Origin of the sequence: Providencia rustigianii DSM 4541 (assembly GCF_000156395.1) — a bacterium.
Classification (GTDB): domain Bacteria; phylum Pseudomonadota; class Gammaproteobacteria; order Enterobacterales; family Enterobacteriaceae; genus Providencia; species Providencia rustigianii.
In genome coordinates this window covers 17,446-29,988 of the sequence record NZ_GG703823.1, presented here as the reverse complement: position 1 = coordinate 29,988, position 12,543 = coordinate 17,446, and the positions used below count along the sequence as shown (strand labels likewise).

Genomic DNA, 12,543 nt, shown 5'->3' with positions numbered 1-12,543 from the left:
CGGAGTTTTTGATGAGTGCATTGACAGCATTTGAGGTGACGCCTTGTCACCGGCAGTTACATAAGTTCGGGGGAAGTAGTTTAGCTGATGTGAAATGTTATCAGCGTGTCGCCAATATTATGGCGAACTATAGTCAACCCGGCGATTTAATGGTTGTCTCCGCGGCAGGAAGTACGACGAATCAATTGATTAGTTGGTTAAAACTAAGCCAAAGTGACCGTATCTCTGCTCATCAGGTACAGCAGGCTCTCCGTCGATATCAACAGGATTTGATTAGTGGCCTGTTACCTGAAGATCAAGCTGAAGCGCTGAATGCATTATTTGTTGCCGATTTAGAGCGTCTGAGTGGCTTATTGGATAAGCCCGTTAATGATGTGACATATGCAGAAGTGGTTGGGCATGGGGAAATTTGGTCTGCACGTTTAATGTCTGCGGTACTTGAGCAATTTGACATGGCAAGTGCATGGCTAGACGCGAGAACTTTTTTGCGTGCAGAAAGAGCCGCTCAACCTCAAGTTGATGAATCTCAATCTCGCCAATTATTACAGCAATTACTAGTCCAGTATCCAGATCGTCGTATTGTGGTCACAGGATTTATTTCCCGTAACCATAAAGGTGAAACTGTCTTGTTAGGGCGTAATGGTAGCGATTATTCTGCGACCCAAGTTGGTGCGCTGGCAGATGTCGGTAAAGTGACAATTTGGAGTGATGTGGCAGGGGTATACAGCGCTGACCCACGTAAGGTCAAAGATGCGTGTTTATTGCCACTGTTAAGACTGGATGAAGCCAGTGAACTGGCTCGCCTTGCCGCACCAGTACTGCATACCCGCACTTTGCAGCCAGTTTCTGTGAGCAATATTGATCTGCAATTACGTTGCAGTTACCAACCCGAGCAAGGTTCCACCAAAATTGAGCGTGTATTAGCGTCAGGGGCAGGTGCTAAAATTGTCACGAGCCATGATGATGTGTGCTTGATTGAGTTAAGAATTGCTGCAGGGCGTGATTTTAATCAAATCTGCAAAGATATCGATTTATTACTCAAACGGGTTCAATTGCGCCCGCTAGCGCGTGGTGTTCATCATGATCGCGCTATTTTACAGCTGTGTTACACCTCTGAAGTGGTTGAAAGCGCTTTAAATGTCTTGGAAGAAGCCGCTCTGCCCGGGTCACTCTCTTTACGTGAAGGTTTTTCCTTAGTGGCATTAGTGGGGGCGGGTGTATGTAAAAAACCACTGCATAGCCACCGATTCTATGAAGAACTCAAAGGGCAACCCGTTGAGTTTATCTGGCATTCAGAAGATGGAATCAGTTTGGTGGCGGTGCTGCGCACTAACCAAACTGAGCATATTATTCAAGGAATGCATCAAAGTTTGTTCCGAGCAGAAAAACGCATTGGTTTAGTGTTATTTGGAAAAGGGAATATTGGCGCTCGTTGGTTAGAGTTATTCTCTGTGGAACAAAATAATATCTCCGCACGTAGTGATTTTGATTTTGTCTTGGCTGGAGTGGTAGATAGCCGACGCAGTTTATTGAATTATCAAGGTATCGATCCAAGCCGCGCATTAGCCTTTTTTGATGACGAAGCCATTGAACACCAAGATGATAATTTATTCCTGTGGATGCGTGCGCACCCTTACGATGACTTAATTGTTCTTGATGTGACGGCCAGCGGTGAGCTAGCTAACAGCTATGTGGATTTTGCTAGCTATGGTTTCCATGTTATTAGCGCCAATAAAATTGCGGGAGCCGCACCGACTCAGCAATATCGTGAAATTCGTGATGCATTTGCGAAAACAGGGCGTCACTGGTTATACAATGCCACTGTTGGCGCAGGTTTACCGATCAACTACGCAGTGCGTGATCTGAAACAAAGCGGAGACGCAATTTTAGCGATCAGCGGGATCTTCTCTGGCACGTTATCTTGGCTATTTTTGCAATTCGATGGGTCAGTTCCGTTTAGTGAGTTAGTGGAGCAAGCATGGCAACAAGGTCTTACTGAGCCAGATCCACGTATCGACCTTTCTGGGCAAGATGTGATGCGTAAATTGATTATTCTGGCACGTGAAGCGGGTTATGACATTGAGCCGGATGAAGTGCGTGTTGAGTCTTTAGTCCCTGTTCAGGCTGAGACAGGTTCCTTAGATGAATTTTTCGAAAACAGTGCGGTGATTAATGACCAAATGCAGCAGCGTTTGGAAGCGGCACAAGAGATGGGGTTAGTTCTGCGTTATGTCGCGCGCTTCGACGCGGTGAAAGGTAAGGCAAAAGTTGGCGTAGAAGCCGTGAAACCGGAGCATCCTTTGGCATCATTACTACCGGGGGATAACGTATTTGCGATCGAAAGCCGCTGGTATCGCGATAACCCACTGGTGATCAGAGGACCGGGAGCAGGGCGTGATGTAACCGCGGGAGCAATTCAATCAGATTTAAACCGCCTTTCTCAACTTCTCTAGTCTCTAGCTAGCACATTGGTCGATGATCAATATGACCAATGTGCTACATTTTTTTGATTTTATCCTCTCAATTTAATTCTTAAGCAAGATTCATGACTTTAATGAGCTGAATCGACGATAGATTGCGCTGAAACAATACTTAAATAAGAAAAATTAATAAAAATAAGGCTGTAATTAAATTTCATAAAAATCACCCAAAGCACTTTTTTTCTGATATGAATATAGGGAACAGGGTGAATTTAGCGGTCTGCATCACAAAACATTATTACAGCCGACTGAAATTTTCTTACAGGAAATCCAGAGCAGTTTGTTAACCGTTCATGAGAAACGGGGTGGCATCCTGCCAACAGCACAAGATCAGGAGTCCCATGAATCAGCAATATTCCGCAATGCGCAGTAATGTCAGTATGTTGGGTAAACTACTCGGCGATACTATCAAGGAAGCTCTCGGGGAAGATATTCTCGATAAAGTCGAATCCATTCGTAAGCTATCCAAATCCTCTCGTGCTGGTAATGAAGTTCAGCGCCAAAAATTATTGGTGTCCTTACAAAATCTCACGAACGATGAGCTACTACCGGTTGCTCGGGCATTCAACCAGTTTTTGAATCTGACCAACGTGGCTGAGCAGTACCATAGTATTTCTCCCCACGGAGAAGCGGCAAGTAACCCAGTTGCACTGCAAAAATTATTTGGACGTTTAAAAGAGCACGATTTTAGTCACGGAGATATTCAAAAAGCCGTTGAAGAATTATCGATTGAGCTGGTGTTGACGGCACACCCAACTGAAATCGCGCGTCGTACCTTGATCCATAAATTGGTCGAGGTGAATACCTGTTTATCCCAACTTGACCATGATGATTTAGCCGATTACGAGCGTAATAATATTATGCGCCGCCTGCGTCAGCTCGTCGCACAATCTTGGCATACCGATGAAATCCGTAAAATTCGCCCAACGCCAATTGATGAAGCAAAGTGGGGTTTTGCAGTTGTCGAAAACTCCCTATGGGAAGGTGTTCCTGCATTTTTACGTGAGTTCAATGAACAACTTGAAGAGTCGATTGGCGCGGAATTACCTGTCGAAGCTAATCCGATTCGTTTTACTTCATGGATGGGGGGAGACCGAGATGGTAACCCAAATGTGACCGCAGAAGTCACCCGCCATGTATTGCTATTAAGCCGTTGGAAAGCGGCGGATTTATTCCTCAAAGATATTCAAGTATTGGTTTCCGAGCTTTCCATGACGGAAGCAACCCCAGAATTACGCGCCCTAGCGGGTGGTGATGATGTTGACGAACCTTATCGTCAAATCGCAAAAAATTTACGTAGCCAGTTATTCTCAACGCTCGAGTATTTAGAGGGTCGAGTCAAAGGGGAGCAAGTTTTACCACCCGCTGACCTATTGACGGATAATGCCCAATTATGGGATCCGCTGTACGCTTGCTATCAATCACTGATTGCCTGCAATATGAAAATTATTGCCAATGGTTCACTGCTTGATACCCTGCGCCGTATTCGTAGTTTTGGTCTGCAATTGGTGCGTATTGATGTCCGCCAAGAGAGCACTCGACATACGGAAGCATTGTCGGAGCTAACAGAATATTTAGGGCTAGGAAATTATGGCGAATGGTCGGAAGAGGAAAAACAACGTTTCTTACTGACCGAATTACAATCTCGCCGTCCGTTGATCCCGCAAGATTGGCAACCTTCAGCGGAAACTCAGGAAGTATTTGAAACCTGCCGAGTTATTGCCAAAGCGAAGAAAGACTCCATCGCAGCCTATGTCATTTCAATGGCAAAAGTCCCATCGGATGTTTTAGCGGTTAAATTACTACTCAAAGCATCTGGGGCTTGCATTAAATTGCCAGTGGCGCCTCTGTTTGAAACGCTGGAAGATTTAAATAATGCAGAAAGCGTGATGACCAAACTGCTTAGCATTGAATGGTATCGCAATCTAATCGGTGACCATCAAATGGTGATGATCGGTTATTCTGACTCTGCAAAAGATGCGGGGGTCATGGCGGCATCTTGGGCGCAATATCATGCGCAAGACTCTTTAATTAAACTGTGTAAAAAAGAGGGTGTGAAGTTGACCCTATTCCACGGTCGTGGAGGCACCATTGGTCGTGGCGGTGCACCGGCACATTCTGCTCTACTTTCTCAACCACCGGGTAGTCTGAAAGGCGGTCTACGAGTTACCGAACAAGGGGAAATGATCCGCTTTAAGTTTGGTTTACCGCAAGTGACTATCAGTAGCTTAGCAATGTATGCGAGTGCGATCCTCGAAGCTAACTTACTGCCTCCCGCAGAGCCGAAAGAAGAATGGAAAGCGGTGATGAACACGCTGTCCGAAGTCTCTTGTGAAATGTACCGCGATTATGTCCGTGAGCAGCCTGACTTTGTTCCTTATTTTCGTGCTGCTACACCGGAATTAGAGTTGGGTAAACTGCCATTAGGTTCTCGCCCAGCTAAACGTCGACCAACGGGTGGCGTGGAAACGTTACGCGCAATCCCATGGATTTTTGCATGGACACAAAACCGCTTAATGTTACCGGCGTGGTTAGGTGCAGGCGCTGCGCTGAAACATGTCATTGAGAAAGAAGGTAAGCAAGCCGTTCTTGATGAAATGTGGCAGGAATGGACGTTCTTTAAAACCCGTATAGCGATGCTGGAAATGGTGTACGCGAAAGCGGATTTATGGCTGGCGGAATACTATGATCATCGCCTGGTTGAAAAACGTTTATGGCCATTAGGACAGAAGCTGCGTGACCAATTATCGGAAGATATTAAAAGTGTGCTGGCAGTATCGAAGGATGAAGCGTTGATGGCCGACTTGCCATGGGTCGCGGAATCTATCGCATTACGTAACGTTTATACGGATCCATTGAACGTGCTGCAAGCCGAATTGCTTCATCGCTCTCGCCAGCAAGAGCATCCAGACCCTCGCGTTGAGCAAGCGTTGATGGTGACGATTGCTGGTGTTGCAGCTGGGATGCGTAATACGGGTTAGAGGTTTATTGTTAGAAGTGAAGAGGCTGCCGATTGGCAGCCTCTTATGTTTATGGGTTATTTCGTTTTGCTTTTTTTCTGATCTTTATGTACCAACTCATACGCTGAACGGGCACGAGGGTGAATAAAGAAATGGTTCACTGGCGCATTATGGGCTTTGATATGCACCATGGATACGTTAGTGGATTTACCGGCTTTATTATGGAATGCGTAAATAATAAATGGCAGTAAGAAAATGATGACGAAGCTAACACCTAACAACGTGACGTAAGTGGTTGCATCTGCGCCACCAGGCAGTGAACTTGGCGGGAAGAATGAGACAAAGAAGGCAAGAATTGACACGATGAGCCCCACTGTCGCAACGACAAGTTTGACACCTTTTCCGCCCGGAATATTGAAGGAACGTTGTTGGTCAGTTTGTTTGCAGACTAAATGCATGTAGCCAAGGAAGAGCATGAAGTAGCTGCATAAGTAGATAACCACAGTTAATGCCAACGCAATTAGGAATGACATATTACCGCCACCACCTGTATTGGTGAGAACAATAATAGCCACGGTAGTGATCAGTAACTGAGAAATAACCAACGTGACTGGCACGCCATTTTTATTCACTTTGGCAAAACTTTTCGGCAGTATCCCTTTTTGTGCGGCTACATACATACCGCGCGAAGGGCCTACGATCCAAGAGGCGATTTCTGCTAATACCCCAAGTAACAGTAATGCGACAATAATCCGCACAGCCCACTCAAAGGTTGAATTAAAGTGAGTCACTAAAACTTTAAAGGTTTGTACCACACCAGCAGAAAGGTTGATTTCACTGTTTGGAATAACAGCTGCAACAGATAACCCACCAATCGAACTTAAACAGATGGCGGCAATCATCAATAAAAACATTGCGGCAGGGTAATCTCTACCAGGGTTTTTCATCTCATTAACGTGGGTCGCAGAAGCTTCAACACCCATGTAGCTTAAGATAAAGGCAACGAAAACAACCAATGTTCCAATTTGGGTAAAGTCAGGGAAAAAGGTTTTAGTGCTCATTTCGATTGCTAAAGGTGCGCCGCTCATCAGGTAGCTGATTGCGAGACCGACTAAGATCAATGCAGGTAACAGAATCCCTGCAAAGAAACCTACTTTAGCAATAGTTGCCGTGTATTTTGTACCGCCAAATTGTGTGAATGCCAGAACCCATAAGATCACTAAAGCCCCGATAGTTTTCGTGACTGGATCGGTGTTAAGTTCAGGCCAATCAAGAATATAGGATAGCGCACCGAGCACGAAATACAGCATCGGAATAAAGCCTATCGCGATTTGTAGATAACCAAAAGAAATTGCTGCAAATCCCCAACGCTCTCCCAAGGTGTTGGAAACCCAAGCAAAAACACCTCCTTCTTCCCAACCTTTTACCGTTGCCATTTCAGCGGCACATAAGGCGACAGGGATAAACCACAGTAGACCACCCAATAACAGAAAGAAGACTAAGCTGAAACCCGAAGTGGCGAATGTCGGATATTCATACACCGCCATAACCATGGATGCGGTGATTGCAAAAAAACCTAATAAGGTGAGTTGTTTTGCTGCTGGAGCAGCGGTTGACGTCGCCATACATATTCTCCTGACATATGTTTCATAGAATCAGTCGGCGTAGAAAGAAATACGCCGACTGGATGAACGGCTTAATAATTAGCTGTGATTGAAACCACCGCTTTCTTCTTCAGATAGCGGTTTGCTGACAGGATGTTTATCGAAATAATCTAAGGTACGTTTAAAGTCTTCAATTAATAAAGATGCCAGATCTAAACTGACGCCGTGACGTACAAGAATACGCTGGATAACCAGGTCTTCACGGTTCGCCGGCATTGAGTAAGCAGGGACTTGCCATCCACGGCTACGCAGTTTATCGGCAATATCGTATAAGGAATAATTGCTGTTTTTCACATCATCTTTCAGTTTCCATGCGAGGGCTGGAATACCGCTAGCACTGTCACCATCGAAAATCATTTCGAATGGTCCCAGTTTTTCGATTTCACGAGCAAGGTATTGTGCAGTGGCGTAGCAGGCATTGTGAATTTTTGCATAGCCTTCACGGCCTAAACGTAGGAAATTGTAGTACTGAGCGATGATCTGTCCACCCGGGCGAGAGAAGTTTAATGCGAAGGTTGGCATGTTACCGCCGAGATAGTTAACATTAAAAATCAACTCTTCAGGTAAGTCTTTCGCTTCACGCCAAATAACCCAACCTGCACCTAATGGTGCTAAACCAAATTTATGTCCGGAGGCATTGATTGATTTGACGCGTGGCAAACGGAAGTCCCATTCAAGTGTCGGTGCGCAGAAAGGCGCTAGGAAGCCACCACTCGCTCCATCCACATGGATAGGAATATCTAAGCCCGTTTCTTTTTGCAGTTTATCCAGTGCATCATGAACCGCTTTAACTGGTTCATATTGGCAAGTAAAAGTGACGCCCAAAGTCGGCACAACGCCGATGGTGTTTTCATCTACGCGTTTTAAAACTTCTTCTGGTGTCATGATCAGGCGGTCGCCTTCGAGAGGAATTTCTCTAAGCTCAACGTCAAAATAACGTGCAAATTTGTGCCAGCAGATTTGTACGGGGCCACAGATTAAGTTTGGTTTATCGGTAGGTTTACCTTTTGCTGCTTGTTTTTTACGCCATTGCCATTTTAATGCAAGACCCCCAAGCATTGCTGCTTCAGAGGAACCAATGGTGGAGCAGCCCAACGTATTTTGTGCGTCTGGGGAGTTCCATAAATCGGCAAGCATATGGACACAGCGGTTTTCAATTTCTGCAGTTTGTGGATACTCATCTTTATCGATCATATTTTTATCGATAGATAAGTCCATTAAGCTGCGAATTTCATCATCAACCCAAGTTTGGCAAAACGTCGCTAAGTTTTGTCTGGAGTTACCATCTAGCATTAACTCATCACGTACCGCACTAAATACGTTGCGTGGATCGCTTTCTTTAGTTGGAAACTTCGTTTTTGGTAATGATTGAGATAAATCTAATGATGCATAGACATCATCTAATTCACTATATTTTGAAGATACTGATTTATTATTCATACAACGAATCTCCTCAATAATTGAGTTTTGATTACTAGAAGGATTTAAGATTCTTGTATTTGATATAAGCACAAAAATAAATCTAAATAAAGCTCGTTAAAGGATTAATCTTATTTAATTTGCAGTTGTTTCCATTATTCGTTTTGATGGTAAATATGATTTAAATTTGAAGTTAATCAGGTATAACAAATTATCAACATTGTTAATATAAATTTTCAATAAGTGATTTAATGTGAAAATTCATTACATATCAAGTGGATGAATAAATATTTATATGAAATGAATGGGATTTGCATAATTGCCACTCAATATCTATGGGTATATGGAATAAGAATGAAATAGCGTTTTACTATAATATTTATCATATTATATAGAGTGCTCAATAATGGATGCTCTTATTGAGATGTATTTTACTTTGAATTTTAACTTAATATTTCGGTTATTTTTAAAAATATATTCTTGATTTATTTTAAAAATAACAAATATTTAGTCTAATATTGATGATATTGAATTTTGAAAATGAAGCTAATTAATCGGGCTAATTAGTGGCAAGACACAATTAACCCGATATTTGAGAAGGGTATAAATCGTTAATTAAGGTCTCACACCCAATGTGTGGCAGATTGCATAGGTCAGTTCAGAACGATTTAACGTATAGAAATGAAAATCTTTAACGCCTTCACGACTTAAAATTTTCACCATGTCCATCGCAATTGAAGCGCCGACTAAATTACGACTTTCAGGATCATTATCCAACCCTTCATACATTTTGCTCATCCATGTTGGAATACGGACATTGGTCAACTTAGCAAATCGCTCTAGCTGGCGGAAGTTCGATACGGGTAAAATTCCCGGGACAATCTCGACATCGATGCCTGTTGAAACACAGCGGTCACGAAAACGTAAATAACTTTCCACATCAAAGAAAAATTGGGTAATGGCACGGTTAGCTCCAGCCTCAATCTTTTTCTTCAAGTTTATCAGGTCAGCCTGAGCACTTTTCGCTTCTGGGTGGACTTCGGGATAAGCTGCAACTGAGATATCAAAATCGGCTTCATTTTTTAACAGCTCCACCAGATTGGTTGCATACATTTCGGGTTTATTGCTGTTATCGGGTAAATCACCGCGTAGGGCGACAATATGTCGGATACCATTATTCCAGTAATCCCTTGCGATAGATTTTAATTCTTCTGGGTTAGCATCAATACAGGTTAAATGTGGTGCAGCCACTAAGCCTGTTTTGTCTTTGATATCTTTAATTATACTATGGGTTCTATCTCGCTCACCTGAGTTGGCTCCATAGGTTACGGAAACAAATTTGGGTTTTAGATTTTTCAGTCTATCGATAGATTTCCATAACGTTTGTTCCATTTCCGCTGAGCGAGGTGGGAAAAATTCAAATGAGACATTAATTTGACCATCTAATTCAGCCAAATTTTGATTTAGCGCCTCGCGCTGATTTGCGTGAAAGAAACTCATACCCTGTGACCTCGCCATTAGCAGACTGATTATTTAGTTGTTTTAATTAATTGTTCAATGTTCTCTATCCATTTAAACTTCTATACGTTTAGACGTCTAAATAGAGATTACTTGATATTCAATGAGAGTCAACTCTTAAATCAAATTTGGCACTGATGTTTTTTCAGTCGCAACAGGAAAAAAATTCATGATGGGGAAATGCGCGGAGTAGAGTTACTCCGCGTGAGGTGAAAATTATTCAGTAAAACAGAAGTGTTCGACCATTTGGCTGATTAACTGACGTGTCGGTTCAATGAAATTCATATCAATAAACTCATCAGGCTGATGGGCTTGCTCAATGGAGCCGGGACCTAACACTAAGGTTGGGCACAGTTCTTGGATAAACGGTGCTTCAGTACAGTAGTTGACCGTTGCCGCTTTTTGACCCAGTAATTGTTCAATGACTGCCACCATTTTATGGTCAGTCGGGCATTCGTATCCTGGAATCGGAGGGTGCATTTCTTCAATGGCTAAACGCCCTGGCCATTTGGCGCGAACGGGTTCTAAAGCTTCATTTAGCAATTCATCGAGATCTTGCAGTGTCAATCCAGGAAGAGGGCGGATATCCATATGTAATTCACAGCAGCCACAAATACGGTTTGCTGCATCTCCGCCATTAATATGACCAAAATTCATGGTTGGATATGGAATGACAAATGCTGGATTGTTATAGCGTTCTTTTAATGTATTTCTCAATGTCATTAAGTGGGAAATAGATTCATGCATTAACTCGATGGCATTCACCCCACGAGCAGGATCACTAGAATGCCCTGATTGGCCTGTAATACGAATTGCATTAGAAAGATGACCTTTATGCGCCCGTATTGGTTGCAATGACGTTGGCTCCCCGATGATGGCAAAATCAGGGCGCAATGCCGTATTCGCTGCAAAGTAGCGCGCACCCGCCATTGAAGTTTCTTCATCCGCGGTTGCTAATATATGTAGCGGGCGTTTGAGCGTAGTGAGGTCGACATCCCTTAATGCATCGATAATAAAGGCAAAAAAGCCTTTCATATCTGCGGTACCGAGGCCATACAGCTTGCCATCGTGTTCGGTGAGTTTGAATGGATCTCTACTCCAGCGGCCATCATCGAAAGGTACGGTATCGGTATGACCACACAGCATCAATCCTCCGTTACCCTCACCAATGCTGGCTAACAAGTTATATTTGTCTCGGGTATCGGGAACGGGTTGGATATTCACCGAGAAGCCTAAAGTTTCTAGCCATCCACCTAATAGCTCAACAAGCGCTTTATTGCTCTGATCCAAATGAGAATCGGTCGCACTAATCGATGGAGTTGCTATTAATTGACGATAAATCTCAATAAATGCAGGTAATTTAATATTCACTGTTGACAGCCTTTATCCATAATAGTATCAATATTCATGCACTTTATTTGAATAAAAATACACATTAAACTGTTTGGGTCACGAGTACAAGGTAGAATACACATGTTGAACACACTCATTATCGGGGCCAGTGGCTATACTGGAGCGGAATTAGCAGCATATTTACAGCGTCATTCTGAAATTCATCTTTCCGGTCTGATGGTATCCGCACAAAGTGCTGATGCGGGTAAATGCTTCTCTGATTTACATCCTCAGTATAAAGGTATTATTGACCTTCCTGTACAGCCATTAACGGATGTGGCTGTAGCGGCACAAGGCATTGATATTGTTTTTCTCGCGACTGCCCACGAAGTTAGCCATGATATTGCACCTCAATTTCTAGAAGCCGGTTGTGTGGTGTTTGACCTTTCAGGAGCTTATCGGGTTCAAGATGCTGCGTTCTACCCACAATACTACGGTTTTGAACATACAAATACCCAGTGGTTAATGCAAGCAGTTTACGGTTTAGCAGAATGGCAAGCCGATAAAATCCGTCAGGCGCAGCTGATTGCTGTGCCTGGATGCTACCCAACAGTTTCTCAGTTATCGCTAAAGCCATTGATTGAAGCTGATCTGCTGGATGAAAACATGTGGCCGGTGATCAACGCTACCAGCGGTGTCTCAGGAGCAGGACGCAAAGCCTCAATGACTAACAGTTTTTGCGAAGTAAGCTTACAGCCATACGGTATTTTTACTCATCGCCATCAACCGGAAATCGCTACACATTTAGGAAGAGAGGTGATTTTCACGCCTCATTTAGGCAACTTTGCACGGGGCATACTGGCAACAATCACTTGTAAGGTGAAAGCCGGCGTTACAGCGGAGCAAATTAGCCAAACATTTAAAGATGCGTATCAAAATAAACCATTAGTCCGTTTATATGACAACGGGGTTCCTGCACTAAAATCCGTTGTGGGAACGCCATTTTGTGACATTGGTTTTGTATTGAAAGGTGAGCACCTGATTTTAGTGGGGACAGAAGATAACCTATTAAAAGGTGCAGCAGCGCAAGCCGTTCAGTGCATGAATATTCGGTTTGGTTTCGACGAAACGCAGTCATTACTTTAATGCTTTTATGGCAATTTATTAAGG

General features: G+C 43.4%; 7 protein-coding genes. 3 read left to right on the top strand and 4 right to left on the bottom strand.

Annotation, left to right across the window (positions count from 1 at the left end):
- The first annotated feature begins 11 nt into the window (after nucleotides 1-11).
- Nucleotides 12-2,453: a bifunctional aspartate kinase/homoserine dehydrogenase II gene (locus PROVRUST_RS17595; RefSeq protein ID WP_006816258.1), complete on the top strand. Its 2,442-nt coding sequence runs from the start codon at nucleotides 12-14 to the stop codon at nucleotides 2,451-2,453.
- Between the two features lie 368 nt (nucleotides 2,454-2,821).
- Nucleotides 2,822-5,461: a phosphoenolpyruvate carboxylase gene (ppc, locus tag PROVRUST_RS17590; protein ID WP_006816257.1), complete on the top strand. Its 2,640-nt coding sequence runs from the start codon at nucleotides 2,822-2,824 to the stop codon at nucleotides 5,459-5,461.
- A 56-nt stretch (nucleotides 5,462-5,517) separates the two neighbouring features.
- Here the strand turns inward: ppc and gadC are convergent, their stop codons facing one another.
- The 4 genes from gadC to argE form a co-directional block, all read right to left on the bottom strand.
- Nucleotides 5,518-7,065 carry a glutamate/gamma-aminobutyrate antiporter gene (gene gadC / locus PROVRUST_RS17585; RefSeq protein ID WP_006816256.1) on the bottom strand — a complete coding sequence of 516 codons (1,548 nt, stop codon included), beginning with the start codon at nucleotides 7,063-7,065 and terminating at the stop codon, nucleotides 5,518-5,520.
- Nucleotides 7,066-7,143: 78 nt separating this feature from the next.
- Complete coding sequence (gene gad / locus PROVRUST_RS17580; RefSeq protein WP_006816255.1) at nucleotides 7,144-8,544, bottom strand: glutamate decarboxylase; 1,401 nt, start codon at nucleotides 8,542-8,544, stop codon at nucleotides 7,144-7,146.
- Between the two features lie 594 nt (nucleotides 8,545-9,138).
- Nucleotides 9,139-10,023, bottom strand: a complete 885-nt coding sequence (gene metF, locus PROVRUST_RS17575) for a methylenetetrahydrofolate reductase (RefSeq protein WP_039855918.1) — start codon at nucleotides 10,021-10,023, stop codon at nucleotides 9,139-9,141.
- A 234-nt stretch (nucleotides 10,024-10,257) separates the two neighbouring features.
- Nucleotides 10,258-11,412 carry an acetylornithine deacetylase gene (gene argE / locus PROVRUST_RS17570; protein ID WP_006816253.1) on the bottom strand — a complete coding sequence of 385 codons (1,155 nt, stop codon included), beginning with the start codon at nucleotides 11,410-11,412 and terminating at the stop codon, nucleotides 10,258-10,260.
- 102 nt (nucleotides 11,413-11,514) lie between these two features.
- On the opposite strand from argE, the gene argC reads away from it, so the two are divergent.
- Nucleotides 11,515-12,519: an N-acetyl-gamma-glutamyl-phosphate reductase gene (gene argC / locus PROVRUST_RS17565; RefSeq protein WP_006816252.1), complete on the top strand. Its 1,005-nt coding sequence runs from the start codon at nucleotides 11,515-11,517 to the stop codon at nucleotides 12,517-12,519.
- Nucleotides 12,520-12,543: the final 24 nt, after the last annotated feature.

Bases quoted from the DNA above. Each gene is read 5' to 3' on its own strand.
- argC (WP_006816252.1), top strand. From the start codon at position 11,515: ATGTTGAACACACTCATTATCGGGGCCAGTGGCTATACTGGAGCGGAA.
- gadC (WP_006816256.1), bottom strand. From the start codon at position 7,065: ATGGCGACGTCAACCGCTGCTCCAGCAGCAAAACAACTCACCTTATTA.
- metF (WP_039855918.1), bottom strand. From the start codon at position 10,023: ATGAGTTTCTTTCACGCAAATCAGCGCGAGGCGCTAAATCAAAATTTG.
- PROVRUST_RS17595 (WP_006816258.1), top strand. From the start codon at position 12: ATGAGTGCATTGACAGCATTTGAGGTGACGCCTTGTCACCGGCAGTTA.
- gad (WP_006816255.1), bottom strand. From the start codon at position 8,544: ATGAATAATAAATCAGTATCTTCAAAATATAGTGAATTAGATGATGTC.
- ppc (WP_006816257.1), top strand. From the start codon at position 2,822: ATGAATCAGCAATATTCCGCAATGCGCAGTAATGTCAGTATGTTGGGT.